Origin of the sequence: Nocardioides sp. YR527 (assembly GCF_900101045.1) — a bacterium.
In the GTDB taxonomy this organism is placed as follows: Bacteria; Actinomycetota; Actinomycetes; order Propionibacteriales; family Nocardioidaceae; genus Nocardioides.
Genome location: NZ_FNFN01000010.1, coordinates 78,384 through 100,432, shown reverse-complemented (window position 1 = coordinate 100,432; position 22,049 = coordinate 78,384). Strand labels below are relative to the sequence as shown.

The following is a 22,049-nucleotide window of genomic DNA, read 5'->3' as shown; positions in this document are numbered from 1 at the left end:
AGGTGGTCAGGCACTATCGGAGGGTCATGTCGCGCACCCTGAAACTCGTCATCCCGCTGGCCGTCCTGGTGGCGGTCGGCGTCTATCTGGCCGCCTCCTTCGCGGGAGCCTCCGAGAACGACCCGCCGCCCCGCGAGCCCGTCGTGCTGCCCTCGCAGTCGACCTCGCCGTCCTCACCGAGCACCGGATCGTCGCCGAGCACGGATCCTTCGGGTGTCCCGGTCGTCACTCCTGGTCCCGTCGACGATGATGACGACGACGATGATGACCGCGACGACCGACATGACGACGACTGACCCACGCCGCCGGGGTCTGTCCGTACGCGCCCGGATCACCGCCTCGGTCGCTCTCCTGGTCACCCTCGCCCTGGCCGGCGCGGGTCTCATCGTCTACGCGGTCGAGCTCAACCGGGTCGACGACGCCACGACTCGCGAGATGGAGCAGGAGCTCGACGAGTTCGCCCGGCTGCGCACCGAGGGGATCGACCCCGAGACGCGGGCGCCGTACGACGTCGAGGGGCTGCTGCGGACCTTCCTGAGCCGCAACGTCCCCGACGACGACGAGCTCCTGGTCGCCTGGGTGGACGGCAAGCCGCGTGCGCAGTTCCCCGAGGACCCTCTCATCACCACGCCGAGGTTCAGCACGGCCGTCGAGGGCCTGGTCGCCTCCGGCGGCACGACCTACCTCGACACCGCCAAGGGCGAGGTACGCATCACCGCCCAGCCGGTGCGACAGGACACCGCCACGGGCACCACCGAGGGTGCCCTCCTGGTCGTCTCCTACCTCGACGAGGACCGCGCCGAGCTGCGCAGCACCATGCGGACGTACACGATCGTGGCCGGGCTCCTCGCCCTGATCGTCACCCTGGTCGCGGCCTGGCAGTCCGGGCGGCTGCTGGCACCGCTGACCCGGCTGCGGCAGGCGACCGGCGCGGTCAGCGCGACCGACCTCTCCGCCCGCCTGCCCGAGTCGGGCAACGACGACATCTCGGCGCTGACCAGGAACTTCAACGGCATGCTGGACCGCCTGGAACAGGCGTTCACCGACCAGCGGCAGTTCCTCGACGACGCCGGTCACGAGCTGCGTACGCCGCTGACGATCATCGGCGGCCACCTCGAGCTCCTCGACGAGTCCGACCCCGCCGAGGTCGAGCATACCCGGCGGCTGGCGCTCGACGAGGTCGACCGGATGAGCCGTCTGGTCGGCGACCTGATCCTGCTGGCCAAGCACGACCGGCCCGACTTCCTCACCCTGGAGGAGGTCGACGTCGACACCCTCACCGAGGACATCCTGGCCAAGGCCAGCGCGCTGGCCGACCGCGACTGGCACCTGGACGAGGCCACTCCCGGCACCTGGCGCCTGGACCCGCAGCGGGTCACCCAGGCGATGCTGCAGCTGTGCGACAACGCCGCCGGCCACACCGCACCCGGCGACCGGATCGCGGTCGGCTCGGCGACCGTCGACGGCACCCTGCGGCTGTGGGTGCGCGACACCGGACCGGGCGTGCCCGCCGCGGACCGGGGCCGGATCTTCGAGCGGTTCGCGCGCGGCGCGGAGACCGGCTCGGGCGACCGCCCGGGACTCGGGCTCGGCCTCGCCATCGTCTCGGCGATCGCCACCGCCCACGGCGGCACCGTCGGCGTCGAGGACGCGACGCCTCCCGGCGCCCGCTTCACGATCACCCTGCCCGCACACACCGAAGGAGAGGCATGGCCCGCATCCTGATCGTCGAGGACGAGGACCGCATCGCGGCCTTCCTCGCCAAGGGCCTGAGCGCCGACGGCCACCAGGTCAGCACCGTCGCCGACGGTCTGGAGGGACTCGAGGAGGCGCTGAGCGGTGCCTTCGACCTGATGGTGCTCGACATCGGCCTGCCGACCATCGACGGCTTCGAGGTGCTCGACCAGCTGCGCGCCCAGGGCTCCCGGATGCCGGTGGTCGTGCTGACCGCCCGCGACTCGGTGCACGACACCGTCTCCGCGCTCGAGGGCGGCGCCGACGACTACCTCGCCAAGCCGTTCCGCTTCGCCGAGCTGCGGGCACGGATCAACGTACGCCTGCGGCAGCAGGACAACACCGCCGCCGAGGTGGGCGAGCTCCGCTCGGGCTCGGTGGCGCTGGACCTGCGTACGCGGCGGCTCCGTGTCGACGGGCGCGAGAGCGACCTCTCCGCGCGGGAGTTCGCGCTGGCGGAGGTGCTGCTGCGGCATCCGGGGCAGGTCCTCTCCCGCGCGCAGCTGCTCGACCTGGCCTGGGGCATGGACTTCGACCCGGGCTCCAACGTCGTCGACGTCTACGTCGGCTATCTGCGCAAGAAGCTGGGATCGGCCCGGGTCGAGACCGTCCGCGGCATGGGTTACCGCTTCCAGTCCTGACCCGGACCCGGGGGAATCAGTGGATCCGCAGGCCGCCCAGCGAGGCTCGCGGAAGCCGCTCCAGCGCGGGCGAGACGGTCTCGGCGATCTCCGCCGGGGCCGGCCGGTCACCGGCAGCCGGGGCGAGGCACGCCTCGATCACCTTGACCACCTCGGGCGGCGTACGTCTGGGGAGGTCGCCGGCCTCGGAGACGAGCTGCGGGTAGCGCTCGGTGCGGTCCGCGGCCGACGGGTCGCCATGGGGGAACGGCCGCTCGCCGGTGACGGCGTGGAAGAGGGTCGCGCCCAGGGCCCATACGTCGCTGGCCGGGCCGACCTCGCCCCGCTCGCCGGGCAGGCACTGCTCGGGCGCCATGTAGGCGTCGGTGCCGATCTCGTGGCGCAGCGCGGCCGCCGCCTCGGTGGACCGGGCGACCGAGAGGTCGATCAGCCGGGCCGGGGAGCCCATGATCAGGTTGCTCGGCTTGAGGTCGAGATGCACCCAGCCTGAGCGACGCAGGTAGTGCAGCGCCGAGGCGAGGTCGAGCGCCAGCGGCAGGTACTGCTGCTCCGGGAGGCGCCCGTGGCGGCGGATCAGCGTCGAGAGCCGCGGGCCCTCGACGTGCTCCATCACGACGTACGGGCGCTCGCCGTCGAGGTCCTCCCGCAGGCCGCGGACGAGGACCGGATGACGCAGCCGGGTCAGTGCGTCGGTCTCGCGCCGCAGCGCGTTGCGGCTGGTCTCGCTCTCGATCAGGTTCGGTCGCAGGACCTTGGCGACGACCGGCCCGTAGGTGATCTCGTCGAAGGCCAGGAAGGCCTCGTACGACGAGCCGCCCCCGAGCAGCCGCATCGCGGTCAGCTCGGGGGTGATCGCGTCACCCTGGACCAGGCCCCAGGTGTCGGTCATCTTCGACTCAGCCCTGGGTCCGGTCGTTGGTGTTGTCGCGCGTGTTGTCCCGCGTGTTGTCCCGCGTGTTGTCCTTGGTGTTGTTGTCCTTGGTCTGGTCGTCGCGGGTGAGCTTGGTGTTGTCGCGGGTGTTGTCGCGGGTGTTGTCCTTGGTCGCCCGGGTCACGCCGGTGCCGTTGGTCGCGGTGTCGTTGCCGGCGGCGTCGCGGGTGACGTCGTCGGCGTCGTTGTCGTCATCGTCGTCGACCGTGGTCACCTGGGTGTTGGACTTCTCCTCACGCTTGGCATAGCTGTCGTCATCGACAGCGGCAGCGCTCTGGTAGCTGAACACGCCGGCCGCGACCACACCGACCAGGCCGGTCCCGAGGATCATCGGAAGCTTCTTCATCATTCGTCCCTTCAGGTTCTGCCCCGGGTGTTCCCGGCGCCATGGAAGAACCATCTCGACCCGCGGTGAGGTGATCGTGAGATGACCATGAGAGCTCTCTCATCCGTGAGCCGGTTCGGGTCCTGGGGCCGGTGGTGGTAGGAACGTCCCGTGCAAAGCAGCGAGCGGCGCGAGATCGCGCTCAAGGTCGGAGTACTGCTGGTGGTCGGGGTGCTGATCTCGGTGGCCGGCTACGGATACTCGCGCTCGCGCTTCCGCGAGCATGCCACCGAGCAGGCCGAGACGGCCGCCAGCCGGTTCGCGCGGACCACGAGCTGGACCACGGTCGAGGCGAAGCCGGAGCTGGTGGCGCAGTGGGCGCTGGCCTGTCCCTCGGTCCAGACCCCGCCGACCGAGAAGACGGCGGATGCGCGCGGCCACCTGGAGAAGGTACGCATCACCTCCACCGACCTCACCGAGACCGGCGCCACGGTGGAGCTGACCCCCGACGGCGGTCAGTCCGTGTTCACCCTCGTCGTCAACCGCTCCGGCGAGGGCAAGGACGAGGAGTGGCGGGTCACCGAGGTGACCTGCGCGGCCGGTTGAGCCGGCCCGTCTGCCAGCGCCCGTCGGTGGGTACCAGACCGATATGGACACCGCTGGATTCACCAACCTGTTGACCCGCCCCGGGCCGTACGCCACCGTGCTGGCCGATGTCAGCCAGGACTCGGAGAACGCGGCCCACGCCAAGGAGCTGAGGGTGCGCGCCGCCTGCGAGGAGCTCTCCGCCCAGGGCGCTCCCCCGGGCGTCGTCGCGCAGGTCTCGGACCGGCTGGAGGCGAACGTACGCCAGCCGGCCCCGCTCGCGCGGGTCGTCGTCGCGACGCCCGAGGGGATCGCCTACGACGCGGTCGCCGTCGCCGAGGTCCCGAACCCGGTCGCGACCTGGGACGCGCTGCCCGACCTCGGCTCCTGGATCGCCGCGCGCGAGACCTCGATGCCGTTCGTACTGGTCCTGGCCGACCACACCGGTGGCGACATCTCGCTGTGGGACTCCGGACTGCCGCAGCCCACGAGCACGACCACCGTGGAGGGCGACGAGCTCGAGCACGTCCACAAGATCCACGACAACGTCGGGTGGGCGGCCTTCCGCATGCAGCAGACCACCGACAACGTCTGGCGCCACAACGCCGACAAGGTGGCCGAGGAGGTGACCCGGCTGGTCCGCGACCACGGCCATGAGCTCGTGCTCCTCGGCGGCGACCCGACCACGGTGGGCAGGCTGCGCGAGCGCCTCGCCGGCCTTCCCGCCGAGGTGGTCGAGCTGGCCAGCGGGCAGCGCGCCACGGACGGCGGCGACCATGCCCGGGACGAGGCGATCCGCAGCGCGCTGCTGGACCGGGTCGTACGCCATCGCACGACGCTGGTCGGGCGGCTCGAGGAGGCCTGGGGCAGGGGCGAGCGCGCGGCCACCGGCGTACGCGACGTCGCCGACGCGTTCGTCACCGGCCGCGTCGAGACCCTGCTGATCGACCCCGGAGCGCTGGTCGGCCGCATGCTCGACCCGGCGGAGCATCCCGGCCTCGCCTTCGGTGAGGCCCCGGTCTCAGGTCCGGTCGAGGCCGACGAGGCACTCATCGCCGCCGCGGTCCTCACCGACGCGGAGGTGTATGTGCTGCCCGCCAGCCTGCTCGGCGACGCCCCGGTGGCCGCGCTGCTGCGCTGGGCCTGACCCGGCTCAGCGACGCCAGGCCTTGATCCGGTCCGGCTCGGGGTCGGGTGACTCCGTGGCCGCCCAGACCTTGCGCCACTCGGCGATCTCCTCACCGGCCGGGTCGGGGGTGCGATCCTCGGCGGCGCGGCGCATCGAGGAGTACCAGTCGGTGGCGTCCTCATCCAGCAGCCTCGCCACCGCCGTCCGGATGCGGGGCGCGAACTCGCGCATCGACTCGTCCTCGGCCGGGCGCAGCGGCTCCCCGAAGCGTAGGGTCAGCTGGCGGCGGCCCCCGGACCTGTCCTTGCCGGGCCAGTTCACCCCGCGCGGCATCGCCGCGTAGGTGCCGCGGTGGGCGATCGGGACCACGGGGACGCCGTACTCGACGGCCAGGTAGGCGGCGCCGGACCGGAACCGGCCGACGGTGCCGTCCTTGGACCGAGTGCCTTCCGGGAAGACGACCAGCGACCAGCCGTCGGCGAGCACCTCACCGGGCGCGTTCGCGAGCGCGCCCCCGCGACGGTCGATCGGCAGCGTGTTGAAGACCAGCGAGGAGCCCACCGCCCGCCACCAGGTGTCGAAGAAGTAGTCGGCGGCGGCCGCCACCGCCGTACGCCGTCGCCACTGGTCAGGAAGGCTCAGCAGGATCAGCGGAGTGTCCAGGTGGGAGGCGTGGTTGGCCACGAAGATCACCGGCCCGTCGAGCTTCTCGAGCACGTCCAAGCCCTCGACCTGGGTCTTCACCTGCGACCGGAAGACCGCCTCCAGCCCGGCCTGGGCGACCTCCCTGACCGCCCGCGCGGCCGGCCTGCGCGACCACTCGTTGTCGAAGACCGTCGTCTCTGCCGGTGGCACGAACGGCTCCGCCGACCGCGGCACCTGCGCCCGGTGTCCCCACCTCCAGCCCCGCTGGAAGAGCCGTACATCGCGGGCCGTCTCCTTCCAGAAGCTGCTCATTCGAACCTCCCCGCCCCCGCTGGTCGAGCCGGATTCGTGAGGGACGAACGAATCCGTGTCGAGACCAACACAGTCCCGGCCGCGCTCGAGAGGACCGTGTTGGTCTCGACACCGCTCGCTAGCGCTCGCGGGTCTGAACGAAGTGGCCCCGACCGACGTACGGCGCTCATCGGACGTCCGCCAGCAGGTGCGGAGGGTTGCGCAGGTAGGTGATCGACGGCGACGGACCGACCGTCGAGGAGGCCATCTCCAGCGCGTCGCGCAAGGTGGTCGCCGACCGGAAGCCCATCCGCGCCGCGGCCTTGGGGTTGCCGCCGACCCAGATCACGTCGCCCAGGTGGTCGAGGGCGTGCGCGATCCAGTACCACATGTAGAACGGGTGGACGCCGTGGTAGGCGTTCGAGGTGCGGTAGAGGTGGACGTACCAGGGGTCGGTGGCGAACTGCTCCTCGAACTTCGGCCCGATCAGCGCCGGGTCGGTGGTGTCGGCCAGCACCTCTTCGTAGAAGTCGACGTAGGAGGGATGGGTGAGGGTGTTGAAGCCCTCGTCGAGCGGGTGGTAGAGGATCGCGACGCCGCCCTCACGTACGACCGGCTGCCGCAGGTAGGAGTTGAAGTAGTAGCCCAGCCCCATGCAGGCGGCCAGGATCGGGTTCATGGTCGAGTTGACGTTGTAGGGGCCGAGATAGGGCACCCCCATCACCATCACGTCGGACTGGCCCTCGACCTTGACCCGCTGCTGCTGGTGGACCCGCTGCACGGTCAGCTCGTGGACCGGCTCGACGGCGCCGGCGGTGATCCCGGTCAACCCGTAGTTGGAGCGCAGGTCGTGGAACATCTTGTGGCGCATCTTCTGCGGCGCGACCGCCAGCCCTCTGCGCAGGCCGAGCACGGTGGCCTGGTCGCGCAACGACCACTCCCACTCGCGCTTGAGCAGCGTGTCGTACGGCTTCCCGAACACCTCGTTGTCGAGCGTCGTCTCGATCTGGAAGACCTTGACGTGCTCGCCGATCAGCCTGCCCATCCGCCAGGCGGAGGAGTGCATCTCGGAGTGCTTGTGGTCCATGAAGCTGCGCGAGTGCACCATGGTCTTGGCGTTGTGGTGGTGCTTGATCGACTTGTAGGAGGCCAGCCCGATGCCGACCGACTTGTGGCCGCCGTCCATCGCGACGAGGTTGACGTTGACGTAGATCAGCAGGTCGGAGGTGGCCGCCCGCTTGTTGATCTCGACGTCCTCGCCCCTCTCGGTGGCGCCCATGTGCTCGAGGTTGGCGCGGTCCTCGGCGTCGTGGTTGTAGAGCAGTCCCTGCGGCGCGAAGCTGCGGAAGACCCGCTCCCCCACGATGTGCTTCATCTCGGCGTCGGTCATCCGGCGGTGAAGGGCCAGCGCGGCGATGATCTCGACGTCGTCGACGCCCTTCTCGGCCGCGATCGTGAGCACCTGCTCGATGATCCGGCCCCGGATGTCGGGCGCCTTCATGGTCGGCAGCGGCAGCGAGAGGTCGTCGAAGGCGATCGTCAGCCGCATCCCCGGGAACATCAGCTCCCGCAGCGGCTCGGAGTCGACCGGGTTCTCCAGCGCCTCCCGGATCGCCCCGTCCACATCCGGCACCGTCGGCAGCGACTCGGGCGGGTAGACCACCCGCGTGCCCTGCGGGAACTCCTCGAGCCGGAACCCGAGCCCCTCGTGGACGAGCAGGGGCGGCGTACGGTCGTCGACCTCCAGCACGAAACCTGGGCGTGTCATCGTCTCTCCTTCTTCAGGACGGCTGTGTTCAGCTGGTTCGGCGTGGGTCGAACGCCACCTTGACGGTGCCGAGCCGACCGGCTGAGTGGGCATGGTCGAGGGCCTCGCGCCAGCGGTGGAGCGGGTAGGGCGCGACGGTCTTCGCGAGGCGGCACATGGCGTCGTGACCGACCAGATCCAGCGCGGTGGCGAAGTCGCCGGAGCCCCGCGAGGAGGCGTACGTCCCGACCACCTCGAGCTCCCGGAACCAGGCCGCGGACAGATCGGCGGAGGCGGGCATCCCGGAGAGCACCACGCGACCGCCCGCGCGGGTGGCGTGCAGACAGGTCTGCAGCGACTCCTTCGAGCCGACCGCGTCGACGGTCACGTCCACGCCGCCGAGCAGGTAGGGCGAGGAGAGCATCTCCGGCTCGAGCATGAAGGCGCTGGTCGCGCGCCGGATCCGGCGCAGCGTCTCGCTCGGTGCGACGACCTCGGTCGCGCCGAACTCGAGCGCCAGCTCGCGCTGATGAGCGTGCTTGGCGACGACCAGGATCTCCCCGGCGTCGGTGAGCTCGCGCAAGGCCAGCGTGGCCAGCAGCCCGACCGCTCCGGCGCCGGAGACGAGCACCCGGTCACCGGGCTTGACCGCGGCCCTTCGCGCCGTGTGCACCGCGCAGGCGACCGGCTCGGCGAGCAGCGCCTGCTCGTCGGAGTAGCCGTCGGGCACCACGTGGAGCTGGGAACGGTGCACCGAGAGCTGCTGCGACCAGCCGCCGCCGGTGTCGTGGCAGAACCCGGTCTGCAGCCCGGAGGAGATGTCGCCGACGGTGATCCGGGAGCACCGGTTGGTCTCGCCGCGCGCACACGCCTCGCACGCCTCCAGCCCGCGCGCGGCGCAGGTCAGGACCGGGTCGACGACCACGCGGGTCCCGGCGTCCAGGTCGCCGCAGGGGTCGATCAGCTCGCCCACGATCTCGTGGCCGGGCACGAACGGCAGGCTCACCAGCGGCTGGAAGTAGAGGCTCGTCCGCCCCGAGAGCATCCCCAGGTCGGACCCGCAGATCCCGGCCAGCGACACCTTCAGCCGCGCCCATCCGTCGTGCTCGACCTTCGGCGGGTCCAGCGTCACCATCCGCAGCGGCGCCGCCGCCCCGGTCAGCAACAGCGGCAGGTGCCGTCCGGCAACCTTCCCCACCGCCGTCTTCGCGACGCTGCGGTACATCTCGAGCGCGAGCATTCAGCCCCTCCTCATCGGTTCAGCCCGGCCGGGTCGAGCGTGCGGCTCGCGTGCCCCGGCGACTCCCAGTCGACGATCGTCCAGTGCGACTTCTTGGCGTGCCGGAACAGAGGTACGTCGGGACGGACGGCGACCGGATGCCCGACCGCCGCGAGCAGCGGGAGGTCGGAGTGGGAGTCGGCGTAGGCGAAGCAGTCGGAGGGCGAGATGCCCTCGCGGCGCGACCACTCCCGGACGAACGCGCCGCGCGACTCCCCGACCAGCGGCGACGCGGCCAGGTGGCCGGTGCAGAACCCCCGGTCGTCGACAGCCAGGTCTGCCGCCTCGATGTGGTCGAACAGCGGCATCAGCGGCCGGGTCAGCGGCCGGATCGCGCCGGTGACCAGCACCGTCACGTGCCCCGCGGCCCGGTGCTCCCGGATCCGCCGGACCGCGTCCGGGGCGAGCCGCCCGAGGATGTGCGTGGTCAGGTGCTCGTCGACGATCTCGTCGAGCTCGGAGAGCCGGGCGCCGGCGTACTCCTTGTAGACCGTACGCAGCAGCGCGCCGCGCTCGGTCCTGTCCGCCCACACGTAGCCGGGCACCTTGCTCGCCATCCGGGCGATCTCGGCCGCCTTCTGGGTGCCGGAGAGCTCACCGAGCCGCAGCCACAGGTAGGTCTCGATCACGTTGGAGGACATCAGGGTGCCGTCGAGGTCGAAGAAGGCCGCGACCCGCCCGTCCTCGAGCTTCGGCAGCCGGCCGGGGACGGGCTTCTTCCGCAGCTTGCGCAGCTCATCGAGATCGCGGACCGGCTTGGTCACCGACGGCACGTGGATGTCGTAGAGGTATTCGTGCCAGTCGATCACGCCGGTGTCGAAGGCGAAGGTCTCCTGGTCGGCCGGCGACAGCGACCGGTAGAGCGAGAGCGTGTTGGTGTCGACGAAGCGGAGGTCGGCCTGGGCGTACTCCTTGTAGAGGTCCAGGTAGCGACGGAGGAACTGCAGCCGCCGGCCCTGCCGGTCGAGGTCGCGCGCCCATCCGCGGGTGCGGTCGCTGCGCGGGACCAGCCCGAGCAGCCTGTCGGCGATCTTGTGCACCCGCTCCCCGGTCACCATCATCCGCTCCACCGAGGCACCGCCCGGGAACGTCCACTCCGGCAGCCTGGCGGCACCGCGGTCACCGGCGGCGAACGGCTCCTTGGAGAAGTAGGCCCGCACGGTCTCGTAGAGCATCCCGAACGTCACCGGGTTGCGGTCGCCGGAGGCGAGATGGAAGTAGGCCGGGTCGCCGTGGTCCGGCGGGTGCGCCAGGCACGCCACGATCGAGGCGACGACGTGGTCGACCGGCACGATGTCGACGGGGGTGTCCGCGGCGGCAGGGAAGAGCGGCAGCTCGCCGCGGCCGTAGGCGAGGATCAGCGGCTCGGCCATCTTGAAGCCCTCGATCCAGCCCGGATGAGGCCGGGAGATGGCCGACTCGATGATCGCCGGGCGGTAGATCGTGGCCCGGTTCCCGGCCGCGGCGTGGGCTTCGACGACCCGCTCCCCCAGCGCCTTGGTGAAGGTGTAGGCGTCGGTCCAGCCCAGCGACCGCGCGCGCTCGGTGCCGAGGCGTACGAGCTCGTCCTTCACCCACTTCTTCCGCGCCTCCTCCGCGGCCGCCGCGGCGGTCATCAGGCCGGCACGACCGTGCTCACGCTCGGCCTGCTTGCGCAGCCCGGAGATCACCTCGACCCCGCGCGAGCGCTCCTCGACGGCCGCACGCTGCGCCAGCCCCCAGGCCAGCTCGGCATCCACGTCGACGTCGTGGTCCACCGGTCCCTCGGGGATGTGTCCCCTTCTCCGCCCGGAGACGTACGCGGTCGAGACATGCAGGTAGTGGATGTCCCGCCCCGTCTCCGCGACCCGCCTGAGCAGCTCGCGCACGCCGACGACATTGGTGACGAAACCTTCGTCGACCGGCGGGTCGAAGGAGACGTCGCCCGCCGAGTGCACCACCGCGTCGAGATCCTCAGGTAGCGCCGGCGGATCGGAGAGATCGCCCTCGACGACGTTCACCTCCGCGTCCGCGACGGACTCGAAGATCGGCTTGGTCAGCATCTTCGCGATCCGGTCCGCGCCCGACGTCGACCCCTTGGGCCGGACCAGGACGCTCAGACGTACGTCCGGCACCTCGGTCAACATCAGATGCAGCAGCGCCTCGCCGACAAACCCCGTCACCCCCGTGAGCAGCACATGCTGACCCGCGAGCCGCTCCCGAATGGAGGCCCGAGTGTCGTCGTCGTGGTCGTTTCCCTGCGCAAGGTCAGAGGTCACGGATGCGATTGTGCCCCGTCGAGGCAACCCCCGTGGCTCCTTTTACGGGCTCGACCTGAGAAACTGCGTGGAAGCCCCGAAACCCCCGAGGAGGCGTACGTGCCGAGGAAGCTGCTGAGCGTCGCAGCAGTCCTCTCAGCGACCGCTCTCGCTGGCTGCGGCTCCGGGGAGCCCACCACCAGCAGCCCAGGTCCGAGCCCCTCGACCTCCTCCCCCGTCGAAGCCTCCGGACCGTGCCTCTTCGAGCCCGGTCAGGTCGCCAGCGCCATCCCCGGCTCCTGGTCGCACACCGCCGACGAGGACGTCTGCACCTACACCAGCGACCGGGGCGCGATCTTCGTGACAACCTTGGTCGACACCTCCGTCCCTGCCGGACTCGCTGCCAGCCGGGAAGACTGCATCTCCTCTCCCGCGCCTGTCGAGGTCGGCGATCGGGCGTTCGTGTGTATCGAGTCGCACTCTGACGGGGATCTCGTGGTCGGCAACGTTGCTGTCGGGAGTCGGCTCTGGTCGCTTGTCATCGTTCCTGATGAAGGTGTTCATGACGCCGAGCTCGGGGCCATGGGGCGGCTTGTCGAGATGGTCGCCGACTAGAGTCGCTTGCTGGTCGAGCCGCTTCCACACCGCTGGTCGAGCCGTCCACTGCTGGTCGAGCCGCCGGAGCCGCTAGGCGGAGGCGTGTCGAGACCAACACGGTTCTCTTGCTCGGGAGAGCTCGCTTTGGTGACTGTGTTTTCGTTTCAGGTTCGCCGCCGACCCTTGCTTTGAGTGTTTCTCGATCGCGCGCCGCCTCAAGGACGCCCTTCGGGCGCCGCTATCGCGGTGGCCTTCGGCCATCCTTGACTCGGCACCCGATCGAGAAAGATCTCGCCTATATCGGGGCGGCGGCGAGAGTGTGGCGCGGAGTTCACGTGTCTTGTTCGCTGACCGCGTAACTTGGGTTTGAACTGCTTAAATCGGTCGAGTGATGATGCTCGATCGCATATAATAAGACCCATGTACGAGACCATCGACCGCCTCCTCGCAGGGCCGCCTCCGGGCGCGTCCGAGGCTGAGCTGGTCGACTGGATCGCTCGTCTCGAAGAGGTCAAGTGCACCGCCGAGGCCGTGCAGGCACAAGCAGCGGTACGTCTCGACGAAGCCGTCCGCGAGCGCCAGGCCGAGGCTGGGGTTCCCGCCCGGAAGCTCGGTGAAGGGGTCGCCTCCCAGATCGCGTTGGCGCGAAGGGTCTCACCCGAGAAGGGCGCCAAACTCCTAGGTCTGGCGAAGATCATGATCGCGGAGATGCCGCACACCTTCGCGTTGATGAAGGCCGGGCTGTTCTCGCAGTGGCAGGCCACCATCCTGGCCCGTGAGACCGCCTGCCTCTCCCTCGATGACCGCAAGGTCATCGACTACCAGCTCTGCGCCGCCGGCCCGGACGGGGAGCCGGCTCGAGCGGTGTCGATGGGGCTGCGGCAGCTCGAGAACGCCGCCAAGAAACTCGCCATCACCCTCGACCAAGCATCCGTCGTCGCCCGCGCCGCCAACGCGGCGAAGGACCGTCGGGTCAGCCTCCGGCCGGCACCCGACACCATGACCTGGCTCGGCGCGCTGCTCCCGGTCAAAGACGGGGTCGCCGTCTTCGCCGCCCTGGACCAAGCCGCCAAGACCGCTGCGGCCGCCGGTGACGAACGGACCCGGGGTCAGGTCATGGCCGATACGCTGGTCGACCGGGTCACCGGCCGCGCCACTACCCGCGCGAAGCCTCGGGTCGAGGTCAAGATCGTGATGACCGCCGACTCCCTCACCAACGACGCCGATCAGCCGGCCGTGGTCGAGGGCTACGGGCCCGTCCCCGCGTCCTGGGCCCGCGACGCACTCGCCGATGCCGAGGTGTTCGTCCGCCGGTTGTTCACCGACCCCGCCGGGCGGCTGGTCGCGATGGAGTCCCGATCACGCAAGGCACCCGACGGGCTGGCCGAGTTCATCACCACGCGTGACAGCGGGATCTGCCGCACCAACGGGTGTGATGCCCCGATCCGCAACATCGACCACATTCAACGCCACACCGACGGCGGCACCACCAGCGCCGAGAATCTCCAAGGGCTCTGCGAACGGTGCAACCAAGCCAAGGAAGCCCTCGGCTGGCAGGCGAGACCAGGACCCGACGGCAGCATCACCACCACCACACCCACCGGACACACCTACACCAGCCCACCACCCGACACCTGGGCACCGGACCCACCACCCCTGTCGCCGGCAGAACGCACGCTGCGCGGCGTACTCCTCGACCACCGCCTGGCGGCCTGAGGCTCCGGGGTTCCCGGAAACTTTCTTCGGATCGGTGCTTGACCTTGACGCTGCGTCAGGGCTGCACGCTTCTTCCATCGGCCCGAACACGGGACCCGAAACCATCGAAGAAGGAGCATCACCATGAACAACATCCTCAGCCGCCTCGTGGGTGACAAGAAGGACTGGAAGCGCATGGAGGCCCGCGCTGCCGAGCTTCCCTCGGACTACCGCACCGTCTATGGGGAGATGAAGAGCTACATGTGGCGCTTCACCGCCGGCGACGGCATGGACATCGTCGCCATCCTCCGCGAGATCCTCGACCTGTTCGAGACCGAGGCCGCCGCCGGACGCAGCGTCATCGAGGTCACCGGACCCGACCTGGCCGCCTTCTGCGACGCCCGACTCCCCGAGCAGCACGACGCCTACCGCAACAAGCTGCGGGCGAACCTCAACGAGGTCGCCCAGAAGCTGTCGTGAGTCAGGGCAGATCGAGGAAGGCGTACTGGGCGACCTTGTGCGGGAGCTGGACGACCGGGCCCCGGCGGAAGCCGTAGGCGTCGAGACGGGCGAGGGAGGCCTCGTTGGTGGCATCGGGCTCGACGACGACACGGCGGACGCCGGGCTTGGCCACGACCTGCTCGAGGAAGAATCCGAGGACGGTCTCCGTCTGGCCCTTCCGGGCGGGGGTGTCGGCCAGGAAGAGGTGTACGCCGAGGTCGCCGGGGAGCCGCTCGTAGAAGGTGCCGAGCTCGTCGACCTCGGGGTCCCAGGTCTGGAAGAGCGCGACCGGGTCGCCGTCGAGTTCGACGATGTACGCCGCCAGATGGGGCTGCTCCTGAAGCCAGGTGTAGATCTCCTCGATCTCTTCACGCGGCTTCTCGACCATGCCCCAGAACCGGGCCCGATCGTCGTGCAGCCAGCCGCACAACAGGTCGATGTCGGCCGAGGGCTCCAGGTCACGAACGGTGAGGGCTGGGTCTGTCAGGGGCATGTCTTCTCCTCGGTGAGCAGGGACCAGTCGGTGACGACGCGGACCGCGCCTCCCCTGGCCCAGGCGTCGTGCTGATCGGTGTGATGGGGGCTGTCCGGGGACCCGCTGACACCGAGGGGTACGACCCAGCGGCTGTTGTCGCGGTCGGCCAGATCCCAGGCATAGCGCGCCACCGAGCCCCGGACGGTCACAGTGGCGCCCGGGATCCAGGCGTTGCAGCGCACCGTGTCGGTGTCGCCGGGCAGTGGGGTGGCAGGGGCGGTCCGGGTGTGCGGCAGCTCGAACTGCTCCAACGCATGCAACGGCCAGAACCGGTGCCTCTCCGGCCAGTGCGGCATGTGCCCCCGCCGAGTCGGCTCGTCCTGACCACTGTCCTTGCCGAGTCGGCTCGTCATGACGAGCTGGCTCGGCGTTTCCGCGTCGGTGTGTGCCGACTCGGCCAGGTAGACGGCCCGGGCAGCCTCTTCGACGAGAGCGATCGGGTCCAGCCCGAAGGGCCGCTTCGCCGACAAGATGACATGCAAGCAGGCCGCGACCCGCGACGGCAGACTGAACCAGGGCTCGTAGAGAGGCCCGTGCTCCGATTGCTCACGCAGCGGCGCGAGCGCCGGTGCCGCGCAGATCCGGTCGACCACCTCGGCCCGCAGCGCGGCGAACCAGGCCGCGCCCGTGGAGCCGTCCATCGCGCCGTCCCAGCCGACCAGCGCGGGTGGACGAAGTTCGACCGGGAGCAGTGCGAGCAAGGGCCCGCCCGCGGTCTGGGTGGTGTCGGCGAGCACCGCCACCGCCCGCTCCGCGTCGAGAGCGCCGGCCTCGTCGAGCAGGTGCCCGATCCGCTGGGCCCGGAACGGTGGCGCGAAGCCGGAGGCGAGCACGTCGAACTCCGGCATGCAGCGGTCGTTGGCCGTCACCAGCACCTCACCCGTACGCCGCGGAAGCGGGTCGACCCAGCCGGTCCACTCCCCTGCCTCGTCGCGTCGCGGCACCCGGCCGCCGACCGTGTGGACGACATCACCCGCCACGTCGGCGATCACCCAGTTGTTGACCGGCTCGACCCAGTGCGCCACCGCGGCCTCCACGTCGGCGACCGAGCGGGCGCGCAGCAGCGGGAGCAGCGCCCCGAAGCCGAGGTCCCCGAGCTCATGACCGGGCGAGCGCAGCACCTGCCCCCAGCCCTCGTCGGGACCGCCGAGGACCACCGGTCCGCGGTCGGTCTCCAGGACCTCGACCTCGACCGGCTCCTGGTCGCGGACGAGGACCGTCTCGACGCTCCGCCGCACCTCGCCGCTCGACGAGCGGACCGAGTCGCCGGAGCGGGCCAGGTCGACGCGTACGAGATCCTGATAGTCGGCCATCGCGTTGGTGATGCCCCATGCCACCTGACCGGCGTGCGCGAAGTGCTGCACGCCGGGTACGCCTGGGAAGGTCATCCCGACCACGTCGAAAGCGTCGTCGGGGTCAGTGCACGCCAGCCGCACCTGGAGGTAGACGTTGGGTGCTTCGAAGAGCCGGTGCGGGTCACCGGCCACCAGCGGCAGACCGGAGACGGTGCGGCCGCCGCCGAGGGCGTACGCGTTGGACCCACCGGAGAGGCCCTCGGTGCGGAACAGCTCGGCCTCCGGTCCGAGCACCCGCGCCGCCCGGGCGCCGAACAGCTTCGAGGGGAACGACCCGAACAGGATCTGCTGCACCCAGAAGACCGCCAGTGGCGTCCACGGCTGCCAGGTCCCCGGCGCGGGACCGAGCCCGTCAGGCCCGTCGAGCTCAGGGCAGGAGGTCTCCTCGAGACCGGCGCGGACCCCGTCGACGTACGCCTCCAGGAACCCCTGCGTCTCCTCGTCGAGCCGCTCGTAGGCCGCCCGCGCCACCGCGGCCAGCCGGACGTGGTGGGCGAAGACGTCCCACTCCAGCCCGGCAGGGCCGAGCAGCTCCGAGGTGCGGCCCTCGCCCCGCAGCCGCTCGATCTCGAGCTGCCAGGCCCGGTCCCGAGCGGTGGCCCGGCCCTGCAGCCGGGCCACCTCGGTCAGCGAGGCACCCCGCACATGCGGGATGCCCCACTCGTCGCGAAGAAGGTTCATGCGACCGGATCGGCGGCCGGTTCCGCGACGGGGTTGGCCAGCGTACCGGCGAAGATGAGCGACTCGGCCTGGTCGGTGATGTCCACCATCTGCAGGGTGTTGCGCAGCTGGAGCCGGTTCAGGCACGAGTGGCGGAAGCGCGGACGGAGGAAGTCGTAGCGCGCGACCGCCTCGGCAAGCTCCGGGTGGTCGGCGGCGTGGTCGACGATGCAGGCCCGCGCTTCGGCCCAGAACTCGGTCTCCGGCAGCACCCCCTCATCATCCAGGATCGCGGCGACGTAGCGCAGCACCCCGTCGAAGATGTCGGTGTGGACCGCGAGCGCCTTGACGTCGTCGGGGAAGGAGCCGCGGATCCGGGAGACCTCCTCGGGCAGCGGCAGGTCACCCATCACCGCCACCTCCTCGCCGATGTCCTTCATGAACATCCGCACCGGGACGTGGTCGCGCAGCACCATCACCAGGTTCTCGCCGTGCGGCATGAACACCAGGTCGTACGCCAGCAGGCAGTGCACCAACGGGCGCAGGTAGGCGTCGAGGTAGCTGCGGACCCACTCCCGAGCGGGCAGCCCGGAGGCGCGGACCAGTTCGGCCGCGTACGAGGCACCGGCGGCGTCGCGGTGGAGCAGCGCCGCCATCGTCGCGCACCGCTCCCCCTCAGCCAGGCGCGGCACCGGCGACTCCCGCCACAGCGCGGCGATCATCTTCCGGTAGGGCGACGGGCTCGGCAGGGAGTGGAAGACGTCGCCGGTCCAGCCGATCGAAGCGAGCTCTCGCAGCACCCCGAAACCACGCTCCTTGAGCTCTGCGTCGCCCTCCACCACGTCGGCGACCCAGTCGTTGATGGCCGGGGTGGCCGCCATGTAGGCCGGCGAGAGCCCCCGCATGAAGCCCATGTTCTGGATCGACAGCGCCGTCTTGACGTAGTGCCGCTCGGGCCGGCTGGTGTTGAAGTACGTCCGGATCGACTGCTGCGGGCGGTGGACGTCCTCCGCCTCGCCGACCAGCACGATCCGGCGCGCGGCGACGTCGGTGGCGAAGGTGACCGCCAGCTTGTGGCGCCACTGCCACGGGTGGACCGGCAGGTAGCGGAACCCGTCCGGGTCGAGCCCGAGGCCGCGCAGCTTCGCCGCGAACCGGGCCAGCGTCGCCTCGCCGAGCTCGGCGGCATAGAGACGCGACTCGTCCTCGCCGCGCCCCAGGGCCAGATGGGAGTGGTCCCGGGAGACGGCGACCCACACCAGGCTCAGGTCGTTGCTCGTCTCCGGCGCCCAGCGGGCGTGGTCGTCGATGTCGAAGCCGATCCGGCCGTTGTTGGCGACGAAGGCCGGGTGGCCCTCGCTCATCGCGCCCTCGACGCTCTGGTGGTCGGCGTCGACCAGGTCGGCTGCCGTCAGTGTCTGGTGCTCGAGCTTCCAGCAGGCCGAGGCGATGGTGGCCGCCAGCTCCTCCAGGTACGTCGGCAGCAGCGTGTCCGGGATCCCGAGGTCGGGGGCGAACTCGGCGACGAACGCCTGCGCGTCGACCTCCGCCTCCACACCTTCGCTCCGCCGCACGATCGAGTCCGCGTCCACCACCCAGTGGTCGAGCTGGAAGCGGCGTGCGGTGAAGACGTAGGTCGAGGACGGCCCCTGCAGCTCCCAGCCCGCGTCGGTGGCCACGGGCGCGAGCATCCGCTCGTGGCTGAACTCCGCGATCGCCTTGGCGACCAGGTGCCGGTGCGCGATCGCCAGGTTCTCCGGTCGCAGGTGAGCGGCTGCGTGCATCTCCCGGGTGCAGACCGAGAGCATCGCGGTCTTCTCCCCGATGCTGATCTCGCGCAGCTCGACGAAGCCCGCCTCGGTGTTCTTGCGACGGATCGCCTCGTTGCGTACGTCCGGCTCGACGACCACACGACGCACGCCGGGCTCCGCGAAGCAGTGCCGCATGACCGCGCGGAAGACCCGGGTCGTGTAGCCGGAGACGGGATCGCCGGAGGTCGGCGCGACCAAGACGTGCATGCCCAGGTCGCCGGCGGCCAGGTCGGGCACGTGAGTGATCCCGGCGAGCTCGCTGCGGGCGGGGTCGTAGGTCTCGACCAGGAACGCCGGCACCCCGTCGACCCGGCCGAGCCAGGCGTCGTGGTGCGGGTGAGCGGCGATGCGCGCGTACTCCGCGGCGACATCCTCCAGCGCGGCGTCCAGCATCATCCAGTACGCCGAGCGCGGGTGCGTCACCCAGGCGTGGACGGTGGCGAGGTGGGCCTCGATCTCGAGCGGTTCGATCGTGATCCTCATCGGTTCTCCTTCATCTGCTGGCTGGCACCGGGCTGGATCTTGAAGCGGTCCGGGACGCCGAACTCCTGGAAGGCGACCCGCTTCTCGACCGGGTATGGCTCCCGGCCGAGGATGGCGGCGAGGATGACCGAGCTGCGGTACGCACCCATGCCGAGGTCGGGGGCGACGAAGCCGTGGGTGTGCTCCTCGCCGTTCTGCACCCAGATCTCGCGATCGGCGGTGTCGACCGAGAAGGTCGAGCTGGCGGCGTAGCGCCCCTGCTCGTCCAGGCGGAGCCGGTCGCGGACCGGCTCCAGGAAGGCCGGGATGCCGGCGCGGTATCCGGTGGCGAGGACGATCGCCTCGGTCGCCATCTCGTAGTCCTCCTCCTGCTCCACGTGGTGCAGCGCGAGGTGGTAGCCGTCTTCGGTGCGGGTCACGCCGCGCACCTCGGTATTGCTGAGCAGCGTCGTCTCGGCGGGCGCGCCGATCGACCGGGTGTAGAGCGCCTCGTGGATCGCGTCGATGGTGTCGCCCGAGATGCCCTTGTAGAGGCTCTGCTGCGCCTTCAGCAGCCTGTCGCGCTTCTCGCTCGGCAGCGCCTGGAAGTAGGCGGTGTACTCCGGGGAGGTCAGCTCGAGGGTGAGCTTGGTGTACTCCATCGAGAAGAACCGCGGGCTGCGGGTCAGCCAGGCCAGCTGGTAGTCGTGGTCGGGCTGGGCGGTCAGCAAGTCGAGGTAGACCTCGGCGGCCGACTGGCCGCTGCCGACGACGGTGATGCTGCGCCGGGTGACGAGCTCGTCCTTGCGGGCCAGGTACTCGGCGCTGTGCAGCGCCGGCCCCTCCGCCGCGACGGCCTCGGCCGCACATTCCGGGACGCGTGGGGTCGTCCCGGTCCCGAGCACCAGCCGCTTGGTCCGATGGGTCTCACCGGAGGCGGTGGTGACGACGTACGTCTTCCCGTCGTGCTCCACGGAGGTGACGTGCTGCCCGAAGCGGACCGAGTCGAGCCGTTCGGCGACCCACTGGCAGTACTGGTTGTACTCACGCCGGTGGGGCAGGAAGTTCTCGCGGATGTAGAACGGGTAGATCCGGCCGGTCTGCTTGAGGAAGTTGAGGAAGCTGAACCGCGAGGTCGGGTCGGCCATCGTCACCAGGTCCGCGAGGAACGGCACCTGCAGGGTGGCCTCGTCGAGCATCATCCCGGGGTGCCAGTCGAACCGGTCGCGACCCTCGAGGAAGAGGCAGTCGAGCTCGTCGAGCGGGTCGGCGAGGGCGGCCAGCCCGAGGTTGAACGGGCCGAGCCCGATGCCGATCAGGTCGTGGACCTCGGCCGAGGAGCCGGTGAACGATGAGTCGGTGAACACAGTGGTGGGTGCGGTCATCGGGCCACCTCCGGGACGGCTCGGCCCAGGGTGCGGACCTGCTCGATGATCTCGAGTACGTCCTGCACGGAGGCCTTGGGGTTGAGCAGCGTGAGCTTGAGGAACTGTCGGCCGTCTACCTTCGTCGCGGCGACGACGCCGCGGCCGCCGCTCCACATCTCGGCTCGGATGCGACGGTTGAGGTCGCCGAGAGCGTCCTCGTCCAGGTGCGCGTCGACGTAGCGGAAGACGACGGTGGAGAGCTGCGAGGGCGTGATGACCTCGATGTCGGGCTGCACGCTGAGGATGTCGTAGACCTCGCGGGCCAGATCGATCACCGTCTCGAGATAGGCGCCGATCTGGTCAGGCCCCATCGTGCGCAGCGTCAGCCACAGCTTGAGCGCGTCGAAGCGGCGGGTGGTCTGCAGGGACTTGTCGACCTGGTTGGGGTTCTCCGACTCCCGCGGGTTGAGGTAGTCGGCGTACCAGGAGGCGTGCTGCATGGTCGCCAGGTCGCGGACGAGCAGGGCGCTGGAGGAGACCGGCTGGAACCACGTCTTGTGGTAGTCGATGGTGATCGAGTTCGAGCGCTCGATGCCGTCGAGCAGGTGGCGGTACTTCGGCGAGGCGAGCAGCCCACCGCCGTACGCCGCGTCGACGTGGAACCAGACGTTGAAGTCCGCGCAGGCGTCGGCGATGGCGTGGAGGGGGTCGATGACGCCGAAGTCCGTGGTGCCGGCGGTGGCCACGACCGCGGCCGGTACGAGGCCGTCGACGACGCACTCGTCGAGCGCCTCGCGCAGCGCGACGACGTCCATCCGGTGCTCGGCGTCGGTCGGGACCGCGATCGCGGCCGCGTCGCCCATGCCGAGCAGGCGAGCCGACTTGGCGATGGAGAAGTGGCTGTCGGCGGAGGTCAGGAAGCGCAGCCGGTCCAGAGGTACGCCGCGACGCTCCGCCTCACCACGGGCCAGGAGCAGCGCCTGCAGGTTCGACTGGCTGCCACCGCTGGTGAAGATGCCGTCGCGAGTCGCCTCCGGGTAGCCCGCGCGGGCAGCGGTCCAGTCGATGAGACGACGTTCCATGAACGTACCGCCGACGGACTGGTCGAAGGTGTCCATCGAGGTGTTGACCGCCGCGATCAGCAGCTCGCCCACGAGGGAGGGGATCACGACCGGGCAGTTCAGGTGGGCGGCGTAGGAGGGGTCGTGGAACCAGACCGCGTCCTTGAGCCACAGCCTGCTGACCTCGGCCAGCGCGGCGGCGCTGTCGACGAGGGGGCTGTCCAGATCGACCTCGGCGACAGGTTCGGCGGCCTTCTCTGGCGAGATCCCGGTGGTGGGACCCTCGAGCGTGGCGAGCTGGTCGACGAGCAGTCTGATTGCTTCGGTGATGCCGCTGGTGTACTCACGAGCATTGTCGGGATGGAACAGATGCTCCAAGTGCGGTGCGCTCACTGGTCTCCTTCGACACGGGGGGATTAGGTTAGGCGAACCTAAGTGAGGCTACCCTAAACGTCTCCCCG

The 22,049-nt window shown here is 70.3% G+C and carries 19 protein-coding genes; 8 read left to right on the top strand and 11 right to left on the bottom strand.

Annotation, left to right across the window (positions count from 1 at the left end):
• Window positions 1-26 precede the first annotated feature (26 nt).
• From BLT25_RS25660 to BLT25_RS25650, 3 genes are read left to right on the top strand one after another with little or no spacing between them, the layout of a single operon-like run.
• Window positions 27-296: a hypothetical protein gene (locus BLT25_RS25660; protein ID WP_091052295.1), complete on the top strand. Its 270-nt coding sequence runs from the start codon at window positions 27-29 to the stop codon at window positions 294-296.
• The gene (locus BLT25_RS25655) at window positions 283-1,725 is read left to right on the top strand and encodes a sensor histidine kinase (protein WP_256328796.1); all 1,443 of its coding nucleotides are present in this window, start codon (window positions 283-285) and stop codon (window positions 1,723-1,725) included. The genes BLT25_RS25660 and BLT25_RS25655 overlap by 14 nt, the downstream gene beginning before the upstream one ends.
• Window positions 1,710-2,375 carry a response regulator transcription factor gene (locus tag BLT25_RS25650; protein WP_091052121.1) on the top strand — a complete coding sequence of 222 codons (666 nt, stop codon included), beginning with the start codon at window positions 1,710-1,712 and terminating at the stop codon, window positions 2,373-2,375. Before BLT25_RS25655 ends, BLT25_RS25650 begins: the two co-directional genes overlap by 16 nt.
• A gap of 16 nt (window positions 2,376-2,391) precedes the next feature.
• Here the strand turns inward: BLT25_RS25650 and BLT25_RS25645 are convergent, their stop codons facing one another.
• Both BLT25_RS25645 and BLT25_RS25640 read right to left on the bottom strand, forming a co-directional pair.
• Complete coding sequence (locus BLT25_RS25645) at window positions 2,392-3,264, bottom strand: serine/threonine-protein kinase (RefSeq protein WP_091052120.1); 873 nt, start codon at window positions 3,262-3,264, stop codon at window positions 2,392-2,394.
• Window positions 3,265-3,271: 7 nt separating this feature from the next.
• Window positions 3,272-3,652, bottom strand: a complete 381-nt coding sequence (locus BLT25_RS25640) for a hypothetical protein (protein WP_143033863.1) — start codon at window positions 3,650-3,652, stop codon at window positions 3,272-3,274.
• A gap of 150 nt (window positions 3,653-3,802) precedes the next feature.
• Here BLT25_RS25640 and BLT25_RS25635 point away from each other — a divergent pair, with 150 nt between their 5' ends.
• On the top strand, window positions 3,803-4,237 hold the full coding sequence (locus tag BLT25_RS25635) for a hypothetical protein (protein ID WP_091052116.1): 435 nt from the start codon (window positions 3,803-3,805) through the stop codon (window positions 4,235-4,237).
• 43 nt (window positions 4,238-4,280) lie between these two features.
• Entirely contained in the window at window positions 4,281-5,363 is a 1,083-nt protein-coding gene (locus BLT25_RS25630) for a baeRF2 domain-containing protein (RefSeq protein WP_091052114.1), read from the top strand.
• 6 nt (window positions 5,364-5,369) lie between these two features.
• Here BLT25_RS25630 and BLT25_RS25625 read toward each other — a convergent pair whose 3' ends face one another.
• The 4 genes from BLT25_RS25625 to BLT25_RS25610 form a co-directional block, all read right to left on the bottom strand.
• A complete protein-coding gene (locus BLT25_RS25625; RefSeq protein WP_091052112.1) occupies window positions 5,370-6,302 on the bottom strand; it encodes a lysophospholipid acyltransferase family protein in 933 nt (310 codons plus the stop codon).
• A gap of 166 nt (window positions 6,303-6,468) precedes the next feature.
• Entirely contained in the window at window positions 6,469-8,049 is a 1,581-nt protein-coding gene (locus BLT25_RS25620) for an NPN-dependent hydroxyacid isomerase, LarAH14/15/16 family (RefSeq protein ID WP_091052110.1), read from the bottom strand.
• 28 nt (window positions 8,050-8,077) lie between these two features.
• Window positions 8,078-9,268, bottom strand: coding sequence for a zinc-dependent alcohol dehydrogenase (locus BLT25_RS25615; protein ID WP_091052108.1), 1,191 nt, complete (start codon window positions 9,266-9,268; stop codon window positions 8,078-8,080).
• A gap of 11 nt (window positions 9,269-9,279) precedes the next feature.
• Complete coding sequence (locus BLT25_RS25610; RefSeq protein ID WP_256328795.1) at window positions 9,280-11,565, bottom strand: HAD-IB family hydrolase; 2,286 nt, start codon at window positions 11,563-11,565, stop codon at window positions 9,280-9,282.
• 99 nt (window positions 11,566-11,664) lie between these two features.
• Between BLT25_RS25610 and BLT25_RS25605 the strand changes: the two genes are divergently transcribed.
• The 3 genes from BLT25_RS25605 to BLT25_RS25595 all read left to right on the top strand — a co-directional run bounded on the left by BLT25_RS25605 (window position 11,665) and on the right by BLT25_RS25595 (window position 14,316).
• Window positions 11,665-12,159 (top strand): hypothetical protein, encoded by a 495-nt coding sequence (locus BLT25_RS25605; RefSeq protein WP_091052106.1) that lies wholly within the window; start codon window positions 11,665-11,667, stop codon window positions 12,157-12,159.
• A gap of 402 nt (window positions 12,160-12,561) precedes the next feature.
• Window positions 12,562-13,857 (top strand): HNH endonuclease, encoded by a 1,296-nt coding sequence (locus BLT25_RS25600; protein ID WP_091052104.1) that lies wholly within the window; start codon window positions 12,562-12,564, stop codon window positions 13,855-13,857.
• A gap of 123 nt (window positions 13,858-13,980) precedes the next feature.
• A complete protein-coding gene (locus tag BLT25_RS25595; protein WP_091052102.1) occupies window positions 13,981-14,316 on the top strand; it encodes a DUF1048 domain-containing protein in 336 nt (111 codons plus the stop codon).
• A 1-nt stretch (window position 14,317) separates the two neighbouring features.
• Here the strand turns inward: BLT25_RS25595 and BLT25_RS25590 are convergent, their stop codons facing one another.
• From BLT25_RS25590 to BLT25_RS25570, 5 genes are read right to left on the bottom strand one after another with little or no spacing between them, the layout of a single operon-like run.
• The gene (locus BLT25_RS25590) at window positions 14,318-14,830 is read right to left on the bottom strand and encodes a GNAT family N-acetyltransferase (protein WP_091052101.1); all 513 of its coding nucleotides are present in this window, start codon (window positions 14,828-14,830) and stop codon (window positions 14,318-14,320) included.
• Window positions 14,821-16,908, bottom strand: coding sequence for a penicillin acylase family protein (locus BLT25_RS25585; protein ID WP_091052099.1), 2,088 nt, complete (start codon window positions 16,906-16,908; stop codon window positions 14,821-14,823). The genes BLT25_RS25590 and BLT25_RS25585 overlap by 10 nt, the downstream gene beginning before the upstream one ends.
• Entirely contained in the window at window positions 16,905-19,181 is a 2,277-nt protein-coding gene (locus BLT25_RS25580; RefSeq protein ID WP_091052097.1) for a GNAT family N-acetyltransferase, read from the bottom strand. The genes BLT25_RS25585 and BLT25_RS25580 overlap by 4 nt, the downstream gene beginning before the upstream one ends.
• On the bottom strand, window positions 19,178-20,545 hold the full coding sequence (locus BLT25_RS25575) for a lysine N(6)-hydroxylase/L-ornithine N(5)-oxygenase family protein (protein ID WP_091052095.1): 1,368 nt from the start codon (window positions 20,543-20,545) through the stop codon (window positions 19,178-19,180). The genes BLT25_RS25580 and BLT25_RS25575 overlap by 4 nt, the downstream gene beginning before the upstream one ends.
• Window positions 20,542-21,981, bottom strand: a complete 1,440-nt coding sequence (locus tag BLT25_RS25570; protein ID WP_256328793.1) for a pyridoxal phosphate-dependent decarboxylase family protein — start codon at window positions 21,979-21,981, stop codon at window positions 20,542-20,544. Before BLT25_RS25570 ends, BLT25_RS25575 begins: the two co-directional genes overlap by 4 nt.
• Window positions 21,982-22,049 lie beyond the last annotated feature (68 nt).